Annotated in this window: 13 protein-coding genes; 3 read left to right on the top strand and 10 right to left on the bottom strand. The window is 67.2% G+C overall.

Annotated elements, in window-relative coordinates; genetic code table 11:
• Nucleotides 1-13: 13 nt before the first annotated feature.
• Genes ACLMAL_RS14775 through ACLMAL_RS14750 form a run of 6 tightly spaced genes read right to left on the bottom strand, consistent with a single transcriptional unit; the run spans nt 14 to nt 9,628 of the window.
• Nucleotides 14-1,006, bottom strand: a complete 993-nt coding sequence (locus tag ACLMAL_RS14775; RefSeq protein WP_411999581.1) for a ScbA/BarX family gamma-butyrolactone biosynthesis protein — start codon at nt 1,004-1,006, stop codon at nt 14-16.
• On the bottom strand, nt 1,003-1,959 hold the full coding sequence (locus ACLMAL_RS14770; protein WP_411999580.1) for a nucleoside-diphosphate kinase: 957 nt from the start codon (nt 1,957-1,959) through the stop codon (nt 1,003-1,005). The genes ACLMAL_RS14775 and ACLMAL_RS14770 overlap by 4 nt, the downstream gene beginning before the upstream one ends.
• Nucleotides 1,956-3,086, bottom strand: a complete 1,131-nt coding sequence (locus ACLMAL_RS14765) for an SDR family oxidoreductase (RefSeq protein ID WP_411999579.1) — start codon at nt 3,084-3,086, stop codon at nt 1,956-1,958. Before ACLMAL_RS14765 ends, ACLMAL_RS14770 begins: the two co-directional genes overlap by 4 nt.
• Complete coding sequence (locus tag ACLMAL_RS14760) at nt 3,083-3,349, bottom strand: acyl carrier protein (RefSeq protein ID WP_406237097.1); 267 nt, start codon at nt 3,347-3,349, stop codon at nt 3,083-3,085. Before ACLMAL_RS14760 ends, ACLMAL_RS14765 begins: the two co-directional genes overlap by 4 nt.
• Nucleotides 3,346-6,915 (bottom strand): AMP-binding protein, encoded by a 3,570-nt coding sequence (locus ACLMAL_RS14755; RefSeq protein ID WP_411999578.1) that lies wholly within the window; start codon nt 6,913-6,915, stop codon nt 3,346-3,348. The genes ACLMAL_RS14760 and ACLMAL_RS14755 overlap by 4 nt, the downstream gene beginning before the upstream one ends.
• Nucleotides 6,902-9,628 carry a phosphoenolpyruvate synthase gene (locus ACLMAL_RS14750; protein ID WP_411999577.1) on the bottom strand — a complete coding sequence of 909 codons (2,727 nt, stop codon included), beginning with the start codon at nt 9,626-9,628 and terminating at the stop codon, nt 6,902-6,904. The genes ACLMAL_RS14755 and ACLMAL_RS14750 overlap by 14 nt, the downstream gene beginning before the upstream one ends.
• Before the next feature lie 219 nt (nt 9,629-9,847).
• On the opposite strand from ACLMAL_RS14750, the gene ACLMAL_RS14745 reads away from it, so the two are divergent.
• From ACLMAL_RS14745 to ACLMAL_RS14735, 3 genes are all read left to right on the top strand, one after another.
• Entirely contained in the window at nt 9,848-10,558 is a 711-nt protein-coding gene (locus tag ACLMAL_RS14745) for an ESX secretion-associated protein EspG (protein ID WP_411999576.1), read from the top strand.
• 83 nt (nt 10,559-10,641) lie between these two features.
• Nucleotides 10,642-11,016 (top strand): hypothetical protein, encoded by a 375-nt coding sequence (locus ACLMAL_RS14740; protein ID WP_411999575.1) that lies wholly within the window; start codon nt 10,642-10,644, stop codon nt 11,014-11,016.
• Entirely contained in the window at nt 11,013-12,380 is a 1,368-nt protein-coding gene (locus ACLMAL_RS14735) for a hypothetical protein (RefSeq protein ID WP_411999574.1), read from the top strand. Before ACLMAL_RS14740 ends, ACLMAL_RS14735 begins: the two co-directional genes overlap by 4 nt.
• Nucleotides 12,381-12,659: 279 nt before the next feature.
• Here the strand turns inward: ACLMAL_RS14735 and proB are convergent, their stop codons facing one another.
• The 4 genes from proB to rplU form a co-directional block, all read right to left on the bottom strand.
• Nucleotides 12,660-13,775 carry a glutamate 5-kinase gene (gene proB / locus ACLMAL_RS14730; protein ID WP_411999711.1) on the bottom strand — a complete coding sequence of 372 codons (1,116 nt, stop codon included), beginning with the start codon at nt 13,773-13,775 and terminating at the stop codon, nt 12,660-12,662.
• Nucleotides 13,776-14,109: 334 nt separating this feature from the next.
• A complete protein-coding gene (gene obgE, locus ACLMAL_RS14725) occupies nt 14,110-15,567 on the bottom strand; it encodes a GTPase ObgE (RefSeq protein ID WP_328410471.1) in 1,458 nt (485 codons plus the stop codon).
• A 176-nt stretch (nt 15,568-15,743) separates the two neighbouring features.
• The gene (rpmA, locus tag ACLMAL_RS14720; RefSeq protein ID WP_328410470.1) at nt 15,744-16,010 is read right to left on the bottom strand and encodes a 50S ribosomal protein L27; all 267 of its coding nucleotides are present in this window, start codon (nt 16,008-16,010) and stop codon (nt 15,744-15,746) included.
• A gap of 38 nt (nt 16,011-16,048) precedes the next feature.
• Nucleotides 16,049-16,360: a 50S ribosomal protein L21 gene (gene rplU / locus ACLMAL_RS14715; RefSeq protein ID WP_228002256.1), complete on the bottom strand. Its 312-nt coding sequence runs from the start codon at nt 16,358-16,360 to the stop codon at nt 16,049-16,051.
• Nucleotides 16,361-16,390: the final 30 nt, after the last annotated feature.

Below are 16,390 nucleotides of genomic sequence, written 5' to 3'. Positions count from 1 at the left end.
GGGCTCCTGTCCATCAGACGATTCCCGAGTCCGGTTCGGCCTCGGGATCCAGTGTGTCCTCCGCGAATTCGAGATCTACTTGGGCTGCGACGGCACCGGCCTGGTGGATCTCGCAGTGGATCACCACGGTGCCCGCACCCTGTTCGACGATCTCCGCCACGCATTCGGCCGGCAGGTCGAGTTCGACGAATCGATCGAAAGTACTTGCTACACACTCCAACCGCGGCAGTTCGTCGACGATCGTCGATAGTGCCGTCTGGCGGCACGCTTCGATGAGCAGACTACCGGGGACATGGTCGAGCTGATGATCGAACAAGAACGGGTGGCCGAGGTCGGCGACCAGCGCGGCCCGCGCGGTTGCGCCGTCCCGACGCGGCGGACCGATGACGACGTTGCGCCAGTTCTCCCGGCCCACCGCGGCAGGCACGGCGCGTTCGGTCAGTGCCGAGGCGCCGTGGAAAGGCCCGAGCCCCAGACTGTCCCGGAACGCGGAGCGCAGGCCCGACCACTGTCGCGAGGTGACCCAGGAGAAGGAACCGTCGACGGTAAGCATCGGCTCGCCCGCGCACTCGATATCCAGCACCATATCGAGGCCGTGCAGCACGCCACCGCGGCGGTGCTGCTGTGGCACCCGTACCCGCATCACGAGGTCGGCGGGCGCGGTGCGGACTTCCCAGGCCGTGGTATCGGAGCCGGTGCCGTTGAAAGTCCTGACGACGAACGCCATTTCGGGCGGTACACCGTAGAACTCATGGGTCAGCGCGATCGCCGCCTGCCTGCCCGCCTCCATCACCAGCAGCGGATCGTGTCGCATCGCGAGCGAACCGTGGTGGTCGCCGTAGTAGGCGTGCATTCTCGGTAGCTGTGCGCCCGCGACGAACTCGTCCGGTGCCGCGGTATCCAGCGAGGTCACGAAGACCTCGGAGACCGCGCAGCGATGCGCTAGTTCGCGGGAGATGGTGCGGACATGGCTTGCTGCCCGTACCGGTGCTGCGTCTGTGGTCACGATCGACCCTCCAACCAATCTGTCGCGGACACGGGCCGCAAGGTCTGCGGCTGAGTGCCGGTCCGCATGGGAAGAACGTATGCGCCGAGCACGATCACCGACCACGGATCCAGGTCCCGGTCAGCGGCCCATGCCGAGTACAGCAATTGCGCGCAGCCCGTGTCGGATTCGAGGTCGAGCTCGGGCGGGAGCGTGAAACCTGCGCGGTCGAGATCGCTCAACAGTCGTGCGAGTGCGTCGGCACGATCGAAGCTGCGGGCAGGAGCGTGGGTGTACAGGTCATGAGCGATCGCGACGGCATCGGCCGAGCGGTCGACACCCGCGCCTGCCTGAGCGATCACCGCCGCCCGCGTCCGCTCGTCGAAGTAGATGGCGAGCTCGCGCAGCACATCGGCGGGATCGTCCGGCGAGTGCACCAGATTGAGCAGATAGTTGTGCCTGCCCAGCAGATACCGCAATTCGCCGGGACGGCGTTTACGTGGATCGGTCGCGCCTTTGGTCTTGGTGAGCCGCACCGAGACCGGCAGCTCCCCGTCGGGACCGTGCACCACCAGAACAAGCACATCCGAGATGCCGACCAGCAGATCGGCGAGCCGCCTGCGTTCGGGTGAGGCGATATTCCATGCGAAGTACCACAGTGCACGGGCCAGGTGTCGATCTACCGGGACGCGGTAGGCGCCGACCACACGAAAACCGTTGTCGGCCAGCCATTGCAGCGTCGGTTCGACGGCGCGAGCGACGATCGCATCGGGTTTGAGCAGCAGCAGCGAATGTTGCATGGCGAATTTCGCCGCGTCGACACCCAACCGGTCGAGCTGGTCGACCGACTCCTGCACGTAGGTGTCGTCGAGGTAGACACCGGCTTTCTCCGCCGAGGGCGTCGAACCCGCCAGCAGCTCGCGCAGCGAATCGCCGACGATCCCGTCGCGCTCACCCGGTGATCCACTGCTCATCGCCCGCCTCCGAAGTCGTTGCTCGCCAATACATCTTCGATCGATGGCAGCGGAACGCCCAGGTATCCCGATTCCAGGCAGTAGTCGAGTAGGAGACGCAGGTAGTCCTTGCCGCTCGGTGGCGACGGCTTGCCCAGTAGTACCTCGGCATGGGCGGTGTCGAATATCAACCGCCGCTGGAAGTAACTGGTGTAGAGCGAGCCGATGCGCCGGTAGTACTCCCGTTCTACCGGGTCCAGGTCGTCCTCGGCAAAGGTCGCTTCCGGCACGAACGTGGCCACCTCGAAGGAGGGATACTCGGCGAGTACATCCGATACCTCGCGCAACGACAAAGCGTCTCGGCCGAGCGCGTGGAAGGTGCGGCCGTGCGCGGAGTCGAAATCCAGGACGGCCGCGGCGATGACGTCGGCGACGTGATCCACCGGGGCCAGCGACAGGGTCGCGTCGTAGCGGCCGGGCAGTGCCCGGAGTTTGCCCTCCACCATGAGTTTCACGACGGTGTAGAGGTTCTTGTATTCGCGGATCGCGCCCGAGTCGCCGACGCCGGTCACGATGCCGGGCCGTACGATCGCCCAGCGCAGGCCCTGCTCACCTGCCGCGTGCACCAACTGTTCGGCACGAAACTTGCTGTCCTCGTATCCATTCCCGAATGACTGGCCCGCGTCGAGCTCGTCCTCGGTGACCACGCCGCCGCGCCGCCCGCACACATACGCGGTACTGACGTGCACAAGCGGAACATCCCACTGCCTGGCCAGCGCGATGGCGTGCACGGTGCCGCGCACATTCAGTTCCTCGTAGTCGGAATCTCGCGCATCGAACGCGGTGGTCGCCGCACAGTGCACGATGGCGCCGACGCGCTCGGCCAGGTCGGCGGTATCGCGCTCCGACATGCCGAAACCGCGCGCCCGAATATCGCCCGCCACCGGCGTGCCCGCCTCCAGCACTGTGCCGTCGTTGCGGACAATGCTCGAATTGCTGTGCAGCACAGCAGCCACCGGTCGGCCGGCGGCGGCCAGCCGCGCCACGACTTCGGCGCCGACCAATCCGGTCGCGCCGGTGACCAGCACGGTGTCGCGCGCGCTCGTGATCGCACCGCGCTGCCGGTCAGCCCTGGCCTGCTCGCTCATGATGGGCCGCCTTCGGCCAGCGTCCCCGAGACGAGGGCGATCACTTGCCCGACGCGACGCACACCGATCAATTGCTCCGGGCGATAGCGCGGCAGGTCGAAGGAGCGCTCCAGCACCACCGTGAGTTCCATCAGGCGCAGAGAATCGAAGCCGAGGTCTTCGACCAGCCGCTTCTCGTCGTCGGTCGCCGATGGTCGTGGCGCCATCGCGAGGACGAGGCGGCGGACCTGCTCGGCGATCGCGGTATCGGCTACAGCGGTCATGCCGACTCTCCTTCCCGTAGATGAGGCTGGTGGCCACCGGAGGTCAGCAGATCGCGGGCCTCGTCGAGCGGCAGGTCGGTGTTCAGGTAACCGGCCAGGCGCAGCCAGTCGTAACCGATCGCCAGGGTCCGACGCCATTGCTCGCGCGAATCGAACGAGGCGGGGAAACCGGTCGCGGACTCCGAGCCGCCTGCGATCCGCCGCACCAGGGCGACGAAATCGTCGAGGACCGCAAGACCGGCGCTGATGTCACCGCTCGTGCGGAGGATGTCCGAGAAACACACCTGTTGCGCCGATTTCAGCTGTGTCAGTAGCTGATCGCGACCCGACGCGTGCGATGGAAGTATGCGCAGCACGGTTTCGGCGGGTGCCACGTCGGCGGGCAGTGGATGAATACCGAAGGCGGACAGCACGACCCGAACCGCCATCGCGATCAGACGGTGGGCGGCTATGTCGGCGACTGCGCCCTGGGAGTTCTTCACCGCACCGGCCAGGTCCTCCCTGGCATTCTCCAGAACGATGTTGGACCACACCAGATTCAGTGCGCATTCGGTGAATCTGGTCGCGGGCAGTGCAGAAAGGGTGACGATCGGATCGTCTCCCGCGGCTCCGGTCACGCCGAGCGCAGGGGCGCTCGTACTCGGTACCGGCGTGTAGGGCTGCACCGGCTTGCACATTGCCAAGGCGGGTTCGATGAGTTCGCCGCCGCGCCATTGCAATCCGACGAAACCGAGCCGGATGAACTCGGACAGCTCGGCAGCGATGTCCGACTGGGCGCGGGCGAGCACGTCGCGTACCGAATGCCGGAACACCACCGACCGCCAGGCCCGCGCGGCCGGGTCCGAGAGCACGAAGACATCCCGATCGTCGCGCACGACATGCACGCGCCCACCGATCGTCCAGGTGGTGACGCGGGGGCGGCGCGCGAACAAAATCTCATGCGGATCGTCCGCCACCGCGGGCACGCCGAGTCCGGCGGCCAGTTCCCACACCTTTTGCCAGGTCAGCTGTTCGGTCGCTGCTCCGGCTTGCGCGTCGCCGGGCCGATCGGCTTCAGCTACCGACACTGGGACGGCATGGTGCTCAGCTCCGGAACCTGGTTCCGCGTCGCCGACCTTCCGCGCCTGGTGGTCGAACGCCCAGCGGGCGGGATCACTGGTGTCCCGGTAGCGATCGATGAGGTCGTCGCGCCCGATCCGGTCCAGCTGCTGCGGCAGCCATTTGGTCTCCAGATAGCTTTCGCCGTGCCGCGCCGCCCACCCCTTCATCGCCTGCAAAAGACCATCGCGCGCCCAACCACCCGCTTCGGCGTGCGCTCCCAGCGCGCGCAGTGCGACAGCGAATCGCAATGCCTGGGTGGCCCGCGCGGTCCACCAGTGCGCCATCAGCTCCGTGAAGCCGGAATAGGGCAGCAGCGAGCGCAATTCGGCTACGTCGGGAGTGCCCGACCGGACCACGGTTGCCCGCAGGAATCGCTGACACCGGTTGAGCAGGTCCTCGTCGAGTTCTGTGGGGTTTCCCGCCGCCGCGACCTGCGCCAACTGTCTGCGCAGCTGTGCCTGCGACCGGGTGCGCACCTCGACTCGACGCCCATCGATGAACAGCACCGTCGGCAGTGTCGGCATCTCCTCGTCACCGGGCGCGAGGACGAGGAAGTCCACATCGGATCCCTCGTTGCCGAACCCCTCGGCCAGCGAACCTTCGAACAGCACCACCGAATCCCGTGGTACCACTACGGTTTCCAAGGCTCGTTCGAGCAGCTGACGCACCCGCTCCGCAGCCAGCGTGGGCTCCGGTGCGATGTCCTGAGCGGCTCGGCCATCGCCGGCTTGGATGTTGTCCGCCCCGCCGGCGCCGGTGGTTTCTGTCTCGTGGGCGATGGCGCCGTCGAGGACTCCATCGCGAAACAGCTGCCACATATGGCGGCGGCGTGGTTTGCCGCTGGAGGTGCGGCGAATGGTGCCGCGCGGTCCGGTGACGATGGTGACGGACTGCGCGGGGCCGAGCTCACCGCGAATAATGCTGCGTGCCTCGGAGATCCAGTCACCCGGCGCAGATTCGGCAAACAAGGCGATGCCCTGCGCACCCGCCTCGGTGATGGTGACCGCGGCAAGTTTGCCTTTGGTGATCCCGGTCTCCTGAGCGACCCGGGATTCGATGTCCTCCATGAACACCGACCGACCGCGCACCTTCAGGCTCGATCCCATCCGGCCGAGCACGAAAACTTCACCGCGATACAGGAATCCCGCGTCACCGGTGTAGAGCCTGCCGTCGGTGATCCGGGTGGACGAACCCGCTGCGGGCTCGCCGGAATCCGTCACCGAATACCCGAGCGCCACCGAATCGCCGACTACGACCATCTCGCCCAGGGTGCCGTCGGGGAGCTCGCGACCGTCCTCGTCGACCACCGTGACCGTCGACTCCGGCGTCGAATAGCCGAGGCCGGTAATCCATCCCGCGCCTTCGACCCGACGGGTGTCGTCGAGCAGTTGCTCGTCCAGGATCGCGATGCTGGACCCGAAGCGCAGACTCGGGTTGTCGAGGCGCAGCGCGGTGACAGGGCGGTTGCGTGCCGACGAGGTCACCATCAGCGTTGCCTCCGCGAGCCCATAGGCCAGCGTGTACGCCTTGGTCGAGAAGCCTTGTTTGCCTGCGAGATTCGCAAACGACTGTAGATCGGCGACCTCGACGGGTTCGGAGCCGACGGCGAGCGTGCGCCAGCCGGAGAGGTCGAGCTCGGCGATGTCCTCCTGGGGCACCCGATGCGCCACATAGCCGAGCGCGAACGAGGGTGACGGCGAGTGCTGGGCATGGGTCATCGCACGCAGCCACCGCACCGGGTCGCGGACGAACTGGTCGGGTCGCATCAGGTATAGGTCACCCTGATTGGTCACGGTGGTGAGGAAGGCGCCGACCAGGCCCATGTCGTGATAGAGCGGCAACCACGAGACCATGGCCTCGCCGGGCCGCCAGTCGACGAGGGTGGAGATCATCGCGATGTTGTTGGCCAGGTTCTGCCAGCTGACGCGCACGCCGCGCGGCGTGCCGGTGGAGCCGGAGGTGAATTGCAGCAGCGCGCACTCGTCCGGCTCGCCGAACTCACGCACCGCGGGTGGTGGCCCGAGGGTCTGAGCATTGATCACCAGTGGCTCGTCGATGCGGCCCGCTTCGATCGCCGCCCTGCGGACGAGTTGCTCGAACTCCGTCGAGGTGACCACCAGTCGCGGGCGGGCCTGTGCCAGGATCGCCGCGATGTGGGCGACGATCTGGTCGAGGTCACCGAACATCGGCGGGGCGACCGGCGTGAAGACCCCGCCGCAGGCCCACACGGCGTAGAACGCTGCGGCACAAGGGAATCCGGTCGGCATGATCACACACGCGCCGTCGCCGCTGCCCATGCCGTGTGCCCGCATCAGGGCGGCGATGGACCAGGTCGTGTCGGCGAGGTCGCGATAGCTGCGATAGGTCCAGCCGTCGGCCTCGTCGGCCAGGTATACCCCGGCGTCCACTGCGGGCTCGGCAAGCCAATTACGCACTGCCGCAACATATTTGTCATGCTCGATCACGGAGGTCTCCTTCGGACAGCACGGTAACCGTCCCATTGGTTCCATCGACCCGAATCCGCATACTGGACCGTATCTTTTTCGTGAGGTCCTTGACTTGCACCACGGTGGGGACTCCTAATTCCCGCGCCACGATCGCGACGTGCGTGAGGGGGCTGCCGCGCTCGATCACCAGCGCCGACGCCGAAGGCAGCGCAGCCACCCAGCCGGGGTCGGTTCGATAGGCCACCAGGATGCCGCCTGCGACGTCGCGGGGCTCGTCGACCACGATAGCCGTGCCCTCGACAATTCCCGACGCCGACGGCGTTCCGGGCAGCACTGTTCCGACCGTTGCGGCCGGAGTGTCGGTGACCGGCACCCAGCCCTGAGCCGCAAGCTCGGCCCGCCCGAAGGTCGGACCCGCTGTGACGAAGCGAGCCGGCGCGACCAACTCACCGTCCCTGGCGCGCTGAGCTTTTCGCGCCGCCACCAGATCGCGCAGCGTCTCGGTCTGCGCGCCTTCATAGCAGCCGCGCAATTCCTGCATGGTCAGAAAGAACACGTCGCCGAACTCGTCGATGACCTCGCGCTCGACCAGGTCGCGGCCCATCACCCGGATCATCCGCTTCACCATGCCGAAGGCTCGCGTCCGGCAAAAGCGCAGCCGTTCGCGGTGCGCGGCGCAACGATTCACCTTGGCGCGCAACCGTTCATAGATCCGACGGCGCGAGCCGTGCAGGTGCGCGTCGAGATAGTCGTCGGCCTCGGCGCTGCGGCTGTGCTGTGCGGCGTCTCCTACCCGCCCGATGGCGCTGCGCAGCATGACGAACAGGCTGGCCGGGTCTTCCCGCAGATCGGGCGTCTCCAGTTTCAGCTCGTCGAGACTGCGATAGCCGTAGCGATCGATGTAGGCATCGACGCGGACCAGGAATTCGGTGTACTCCGATCCGCGCAGTGCCGGGTAGATCTGTTCCGGCGGAGTCGAATTGACCAATGCCACGAGTTCCGGCTCGGCGCGCACGAACTGGGCCAGCTCGGTCATCGCGCGCGCGGGCTCGGCCGATTCGACATCGGCACCCGGGCCCACCACGGCGTACAGGAACCACTCCGGCGCCTTGGGCAGCAGCAGCTTCGTCAGCAGGAACATCAATCCGGTGCAGGTCAGCAGGATCGCGTCCAGCACCATCAGCGGGCCCCAGCGCTGCACCAGGTCACGGTCGACGGTGCGGTAGGACGCGTAGGCCTGTTCACCGGACAGGGTCGTGTAGTCCATGGCGTCGTATTCGTCGTAGACGCGATAGAACTCGGTCATGAATTGCTCGACCATATCGTCGATTCCCAACAGCCGCCGCAGATAGGTCACCGTGGTGACGGTCCTGGAGCGAAGCCGGGCGACTTGCGTTCGGAAAGTGAACGGCCGCAGCGTCTTCGCGAGCTCGTCGGCGAGCGGTTCGTCGACGCCGAGCGCCGCCTCCAGCACCTTCCTGTTCAACGGGTAGCCGGGCGCGATGCCAACCATCCGGTACCAGTGCAGGAGGTTGTAGTAGACGCGGCCGTGAAAGTAGCCCAGCAGCACCGGAGTCCAGCGATCGGTCTGGCGCAATTGCTCATCGGGCACCCGCAACGATTTCGCGTAACCGTGATAGACCCGGCCGTAGATGTCGGCCGCCGTGGTGAACGTCAACGGCGAGGTGATGCCACTGAAACTCTCGATGATGTTGGAGTTGTCCCAGATCCGCTGCTCGTCGTCTTCGAGGACCTCACCGGCGCCGCGCAACAGCGCGTCACCGGACCGGGAGGTGTCGCGCACGGCGGTGGTGATCGGTCGTGTCTGCAGCAACCAGAGCCCGTCGTCGTCGATCGCCCACTCGACGTCCTGCGGCGTGCCGAGGTCGGCCTCCAGCTTGCGCCCCAGTTCGACCACCTCGATGAGCTCGGCATCCGACAGCGCGGCACGGCTGCGACGCTCCTGATCCACCTCATCGACCGCGACGCCCTGGTCACCGGTGGGTGTGTAGGACCGCTCCTTGTCCCCCAGCACCGTTTCCAGCACCGCGCCGGAGGATTTGTCGACGATCACCGAGTCGGCGTCCACCGCGCCCGATACGAGGCCTTCACCGAGCCCGTACACCGCACTGATCACCAACTCCTCCGCCGCGCCGGTGATCGGGTTCGCGGTGAACATCACGCCGCTGGTCCGCGCGGAGATCAATCGCTGCAGGACGACGGCAGCAGCGCCGGTAGGCGGCAGCTCGTGCGCGAAGGCGTAGCGGATGGACCGCTCGGAGAACGCCGACGCCCAGCACGCCCGCACCCGGGATGTCACCGCGTCGAGGCCGTTGACGTTCAGGAACGAGTCGAATTGGCCCGCGTAGGAGTGGCCGGGGCCGTCTTCAGCGGCCACCGAGGAGCGCACGGCGATCGAGCCGCCGCCGAGCCGGTCGTAGGCGTCGGTGATCAACGCGAGGACCGCCGGCGGCAGCGCCGCGGCGGCGACCTGTGTGCGCAGCGCTGCCCCCGCCGCCAACGCCCTTTCCAGGTCGTCGATGGCGAGAAAAGCCGTCAGCTCCTCGGTGAGGTCGCCCGCGTGCAGCACCTGCTCGAACGCGTCGATACCCAGCACGACCCATTCCGGAACGCGGAAACCACTGGTGTGCAAGCTGTGCAATCCGCGCGCTTTACCTCCCGCTAGCGCGGCGATCGTCGCTGTATCGGTCCACGGTCCAAGTACCTGCAAGGTGTCTCCCATCGCCCCCTCGGCACCGGGCAGGAGCCGGATGCTCCGGCACAAGGCACGCCGAACAAAACAAAGGGGACTGTTTGGATATATCCGAGAATTCACCTCGACGTTAGCCCGCAATCCTGCGGGCTCGCTTGGCGAAGAGTTGGTCGCAACCCTCGACCCGCCGCTAAGCTTCAGGCTGATTCGGTGGGTTCGGTGAGGATGTGAGTCGGCGTGGGTTGGACATTCACCCCGGATGAGTTCGCTTATGTCTGGCAGGAAACCAAGGTAGATCGCCATCCCTACCCCATCCGGATCCTCGAGACACCGCGCACGGAGCGTGACGCCGATGCGTTGCGCGCGCAGCTGGACGAGCGGCTGCCGGCCGGCAGCGATCCGGACCTGACCGCGTGTCTGCGGATCCTGGCCCAACCGCACACGCGGATAGTGGCGATCGGCGGGGCGCACCGCCCCGGCACCGAGATCCGATTGTTGGCGGGTGCGATCTTCGACCATGCCGTGCTCGCTCTGCAGGAGCCGGGCACCAGCCCGGATTTCGGTGGCCGAGTGCGCATCTCGATCGGGCACAGCGCCAAACTCGGCGCCAGGATCGCGGCGCTGCTGCCGAAGACCCCGCCGGGGCGGGAACCGGCCAGAGCCGCACCTGCCGACACCATCCGCGACGAAGAGTTAGTCGCGCGCCGACCGGCCGCGCCGCCGATCCGCAGGCTGTTGCTGAAGCCGCACACCGCGGAGGGACACATCCGGATCGAGGCACGGCTGGATCGGGCGGAACCGGCGCCCCCGATCCACTACACCTGGATCGATGTCGAAGGCGACGGGCGCTACCTGATCAGGGCGGGTTCGACCGTGCATGTTGTGCCCGCTTCGGCCGACCAACTCGCCGCTCAGCTGCAGAAACGCGTTCCAGCGCAGGCCGGATGACTAGCGCCGACGGGTAACTATTACTGACCGGGGACTTGGCTTCCGGTTAGTCTGGGTCGGACCGACCGATCTCAGGGGTGCGCATGACGATCGAGACCAGCCGAGCCGAAATCGCCCGGTTCAAGCAGCAGGCGAAGGCAGGAACAGTCAAGTTCGATCCGGCCGCGGCACGGCGCTGTGCCGAGATGTACGACGATCAGGCCGATCGACTGATCTATCTGCAACAACGCCTCGAAGCCGCGTCCGAAGCACAGGGCTTCGGCGGGTTCGTCTCCGCTCAGCAGCTCCAGGCCGGTTTCAGCCACAAGGCCCGCGACGCCGCCGCACTACTCGACCACTACATCGAGGCCGCCTACCGGATGAAGGAGGCGTTCCTGATCAGCGGCGGACTGCTCGAGGAGGCCGACGCCGCGAATGCCGCCGCGTTGCGGGCCATCGAAACGAGGGTGCCGCGGTGAACGGGAACGACCCCGACTACATCAGCTCGATGGAGCATTTCGAGTCGATGCGGCACGAGGAGATCTACGCCAAGACTCAGCAAATCGACGCCGCGCAGATCCTGAGCGCCTCGGTCACCTGGCTGGAAGTGGCAGGCACACTTGCTACTTCGTTCCCGCTGACCCGCGCGAGCTCGGATCGAGTGATGAACTCCATGGAGTGGGAGGGCGCCACGGCCGACGCGGCATACGCAAGTGCCCGCAGCTACGCCGAGTCGGTCGACGAGCTCGCCGCCATCATGGGCCAGGTGGGCGCGCGGCTGGGTGGGGTCGCCGCGGCCGCCGAGGCAGTAAAGATTGCCGTGGTTCCCCCCGATAGCTCGGGCCCGGTCGGCGCGATCGCGAAACTGCTCGAGGCCGGCGGCATCATCGACGCACAGATGGCGGCGGAAGCACTGCGCCAGGAAGCCGTCCTCGCGATGAACATGGTGTACAAACCGGCCTACAACATGGCAGGCACCGGCGTTCCCGCCCTTCCCGAACCCCCACAGCTGCCCGGCGAGATAGCACCGCGGCCGAGCAGCCCACGACAGATCACGCCGGAATACTCCGAACCCCCACTGCAGCAACAGGATCAGCAGCCAACCACCCCGGTTCCATCCACCCCCGCCCCGACGCCACCCGGCACCACTGCGCCGACGGCCGCGCCGTCGACACCGGAACAGCAAGGCCCCCAGCCCGTTCCGACACCACCGTCCACCCCGACACCGACGCCGGCTGCTCCAGCACCGTCGACGCCCGCACCTGCGCCCGACCCGCAGCAAACCCCCAGCCCCACGCCGGAACCGACCCCTCCGCCGACCCAGCAAACCCCGCCGCCCGTACCAGCACCGGCTCCACAGCCGGAATCACCCTCTCCCGCACCGGAGCCCATTCCACCGACGCAGCAAGCACCGGAACCACCACCAGCCCCACAGCCCGAACCACCGCTCCCCACAGTCGAACCAACTCCGCAACCCGCCCCGCCGACACAACAAGCACCACCGGAACCACCACCAGCCCCACAGCCCGAACCACCGGTCCCCACAGTCGAACCAACTCCGCAACCCGCCCCGCCGACACAACAAGCACCACCACCAGCCTCACAGCAGGAACCACCAGCTCCTACACCCATACCCGCCCCGCCGACACAACAAGCACCACCACCGGAGCCACCCCCCGCCGCCCCGCAACCGGAACCACCGGCCCCCCAGCCGGGAGAACCCACTCCCCCACTTGTCGACCCCGGCGGCCAGCCCGGCGTCACCGGCCCCATCACAGAAGACCAAGACCAGTCACCTTCGACCACCAACCAGCCCGGCGTCATCCCCACACCCCACAAGTAGGCCACCGACAGCACTCCCCCACGCACGCGTACCTAGCCGAACCGCGGAGGGCCGATGCACTCGAACCTCCATCCCGACGACGCGTTCGATCAGGTGTCGGGCACACCCACACTTCAACCCACAGCAACCGCAAAGCAGGTGCCGAACGGAGTCGCGGTCGCAATCTCCTCGGCAACCGCCCTTCGACTCCGCCCGACCCATAGCCCGCGTCACGGGGCACCCACTTAACGGGGTGCCCAGCGGATCACGAGGCAAGGTGCGGATCTTGCGGAGTGCGGGTCAGACGTTGACGAGGTCGTCGGCGTGGATTACCGGGCGCTGCATGGTGTCCGGGAGTTCGGCGGTGGAGCGGCCCAGCATGCCGGCGAGTTCGGAGCTGTCGTATTCGATTACGCCGCGGGCTATTACGTGGTTGTCGGGGGCTACGAGGTCGACTACGTCGCCGCCGTGGAAGCGGCCGCGGACGCCGGTGATGCCTGCGGCCAGCAGGGAGCGGCGGCGGTGGGCCACGGCTTGGACCGCGCCTTCGTCGATGAGGACGGCGCCGCGGCTGTCGGCGGCGTGGCGGACCCAGAACTTGCGGGCGGACAGGCGGACCGGGCGGGCGGCGAAGGCCGTGCCGACGGTGCCAGTGGTCAGTGCGGTGGCGGCTTCGGTGGCGGCCGCGAGCAGTACGGGCACGCCCGCGTCGGCGGCAAGGCGGGCCGCGGACAACTTCGAGGCCATCCCGCCGGTGCCCAGTGCGCCACCACTGCCTGCGATGACGCCGTCGAGATCGGCGCTGCTGCGGACCTCTGGAATGAAGTTCGCCGCACCCTTGCGCGGGTCGCCGTCATAGAGGCCTTCGACGTCGGAGAGCAGGATCAGCGCGTCGGCGCCGACCAGGTGGGCCACCAGCGCTGCGAGCCGGTCGTTGTCGCCGAAGCGGATCTCTTCCGTTGCGACAGTATCGTTTTCGTTCACCACGGCGACCGCACCGAGCGAGCGCAACCGGTCCAGGGTGCGTTGGGCGTTGCGGTGGTGCTCGCGGCGGGAGAAGTCGTCGGCGCTGAGCAGCACCTGCCCGACGGTGCGTCCGTACCTGGTGAAGGAGGTGCCCCACGCATGTGCGAGCGCCAGCTGGCCGACACTGGCGGCAGCCTGCTTGGTGGCCAGATCACGCGGGCGGCGGGTCAGCCCGAGCGGCGCGATCCCCGCGCCGATCGCGCCCGAAGACACTACGACCACTTCGGATCCCGCGCGCATGCGCGCCTCCACCGCATCGGCAAGCCGATCGAGACGCGCGGTATCCAGCCCGCCCTTCAGGCTGGTGAGCGCGGACGAACCGATCTTCACCACCACACTTCGCGCCGAAGCGATCGCCTGCCGAGCCTCGCTCAGCCCATCCTGCGACATCGCCTCGGCCATACCAGAACTCACCTGCATAGCAACCGAACTCCCTGCACCACACCAGAACACACCGTTGCCCCGCCGCACACCGGGGCTCGAACGACACCGACGGCACCGCAAGACTCCAGCTTCCGCCCTGACGACCAGACGGCTCGCAAACGCACGACGCCTGCACTGGAACCCCGACACGTACCGGGTAATCCCGTCATACCCCGCCACGCCACAACAGCGCGCGACCGCACCGCATCCACACCGGAAGCACCGGAACCCCCACACACACCGTCGAATTCCGGCGTGCGCCGCACCGACAAGGTGGCAGTTCCCGCGCCCCCGGGCAACATCACTGGTCCTCGTCCTCTTTCACCAGACCACGGCGCACTCGGGACGCGTGCTTGCGTTCGGCGGCGCCGATCCGGTCGTTCTGTTCCAGCCGCAGGTCGGTGCCGCGGCCGGTCGGCACCATATCGATGCCCGCCGAGATCTGCGGCTCCCATTCGAAGGTCACATCGCCGATGGTGACCGGCGCTCCGGGCTCGGCGCCCTGTTTCACCAGGGCATCTTCGACACCGAGGCGGGCGAGCCGGTCGGCGAGGTAGCCCACCGCTTCGTCGTTGTCGAACTGGGTCTGGCGCACCCAGCGCTCGGGCTGGCTGCCACGCACGATGAAACCGCCCGGCTCGTCGGGATCGGCGATCACACTGAAACCTGTCTCGTTCGCCGCGATCGGCCTGATCACCGGGCGTGCGGGCGCTGCCTTCGGATGCGCCTCACGGTACTTCAGCACCAGGTCCGCGAGGGCAAAGGTCAAGGGCCGCAGGCCTGCTCGGCTCACCGCGGAGATCTCGAACACAGGCCAGCCGCGCGCGGTGAACTCCGCCGTCACCATCTCCGCCAGCTCGGCGGCATCGGGCACGTCGATCTTGTTCAGGATGACCACACGGGGCCGATCGGCAAGGTCGCCGAGGCCGGTGTCGGCGTTGAGCATGGACTTATAGGCCGCCAGCTCCGCCTCCAGCGCGTCCACGTCGGACACCGGATCGCGACCTGGCTCCAACGTGGCGCAGTCGACGACATGCGCGAGCACCGCGCACCGCTCCAGATGGCGCAGGAATTCCAGCCCGAGCCCGCGGCCCTCGCTGGCTCCCGGAATCAGTCCCGGCACGTCGGCGATGACGAACGTGGTGTCGCCACTGGCGACCACGCCGAGGTTGGGCACCAGCGTGGTGAAGGGGTAGTCCGCGATCTTCGGCTTGGCCGCCGACAGCACCGACACCAGCGAGGACTTGCCCGCCGACGGGAACCCGACCAGACCGACGTCGGCGAGCGACTTGAGTTCGAGAACGAGGTCGCCTTCTTCACCGTCCTCGCCGAGCAGAGCGAAGCCGGGAGCCTTGCGTGCCTTGGACGCGAGTGCCGCATTGCCGAGGCCGCCACGGCCACCGCGGGCCACGATGAACTTGTTACCCGCGCCGACCAGGTCGATGAGAACCTTGCCGTCGTTGTCGAGCACCACGGTGCCGTCAGGCACCTTCAGCAGCAGATCACTGCCTTGCTTACCGTCACGGTTGCTGCCCTCGCCCGGCTTGCCGTTGCCCGCCTTGGCGTGCGGATGGAAATGGAAGTCCAGCAGGGTGTGCACATTTGGGTCGACCTCGAGGACCACATCCCCACCGCGACCGCCGTTACCGCCGTCGGGTCCGCCGAGCGGCATGAACTTTTCGCGGCGCACGGAGGCACAACCGTGACCACCCTTGCCCGCATGCACGTGCAATACGACACGGTCGATGAATTTGGACATAAGCCGAATCATCCTCCTCGGTGGTTGTGGTTGTCGGCGCCGACGCGATCGTTCGAAAACGCGAAAACGGGCCAGGGTGTGTCACCCTGACCCGCTCGGCTGTTGTCTGGAGTAGCAGGCGGCTGCCTCGCCTGCGCTCGGTCGGCGCAGTCGGTGGACGGACGCCTATCAGGCGGTCAGGCCTGAACCGGCTCCGGGACGACGATGTTGACGGTCTTGCGGCCACGCTTGCTGCCGAACTCGACCGCGCCCGCCGCGAGGGCGAACAGGGTGTCGTCACCGCCACGACCGACGTTGACGCCGGGGTGGAAGTGGGTACCGCGCTGACGAACCAGGATCTCGCCGGCCTTGACGGCCTGGCCGCCGAAGCGCTTGACGCCGAGTCGCTGGGCGTTCGAATCGCGACCGTTGCGGGAGCTGGACGCACCCTTCTTATGTGCCATTTCTGAACTCCTGTGAAGTAACTCGAAATCGAGGAGGCTTACTTGATGCCGGTGACCTTGATGACCGTCAGCGGCTGACGGTGGCCCTGCCGCTTGTGGTAGCCGGTCTTGTTCTTGAACTTGTGGATGCGGATCTTCGGGCCCTTGGTCTGCTCGACGACCTCGGCGGCCACGGAGACCTTGGCCAGCTTGGCCGCATCGGTGGTCAGCTCGGCGCCATCGACGACAAGAACCGGAGCAAGCGCCACGGAAGTACCCGGCGCACCCTCGATCTTCTCGACCTTCACCAGGTCACCGACCGCGACCTTGTACTGCTTTCCGCCGGTCTTGACGATCGCGTACGTTGCCATCGGTCGGCTGCCCTTCTTCCTGTAATGCGC

Origin of the sequence: Nocardia sp. CWNU-33 (assembly GCF_046764895.1) — a bacterium.
Taxonomy (GTDB): domain Bacteria; phylum Actinomycetota; class Actinomycetes; order Mycobacteriales; family Mycobacteriaceae; genus Nocardia.
This window is presented reverse-complemented; position numbering and strand designations above follow the sequence as displayed.

Excerpts from the sequence above, each read along its gene's own strand:
- ACLMAL_RS14770 (WP_411999580.1), bottom strand. The coding sequence starts at position 1,959 with ATGAGCAGTGGATCACCGGGTGAGCGCGACGGGATCGTCGGCGATTCG.
- ACLMAL_RS14765 (WP_411999579.1), bottom strand. The coding sequence starts at position 3,086 with ATGAGCGAGCAGGCCAGGGCTGACCGGCAGCGCGGTGCGATCACGAGC.
- ACLMAL_RS14760 (WP_406237097.1), bottom strand. The coding sequence starts at position 3,349 with ATGACCGCTGTAGCCGATACCGCGATCGCCGAGCAGGTCCGCCGCCTC.
- ACLMAL_RS14740 (WP_411999575.1), top strand. The coding sequence starts at position 10,642 with ATGACGATCGAGACCAGCCGAGCCGAAATCGCCCGGTTCAAGCAGCAG.
- proB (WP_411999711.1), bottom strand. The coding sequence starts at position 13,775 with ATGTCGCAGGATGGGCTGAGCGAGGCTCGGCAGGCGATCGCTTCGGCG.
- obgE (WP_328410471.1), bottom strand. The coding sequence starts at position 15,567 with ATGTCCAAATTCATCGACCGTGTCGTATTGCACGTGCATGCGGGCAAG.
- rpmA (WP_328410470.1), bottom strand. The coding sequence starts at position 16,010 with ATGGCACATAAGAAGGGTGCGTCCAGCTCCCGCAACGGTCGCGATTCG.
- rplU (WP_228002256.1), bottom strand. The coding sequence starts at position 16,360 with ATGGCAACGTACGCGATCGTCAAGACCGGCGGAAAGCAGTACAAGGTC.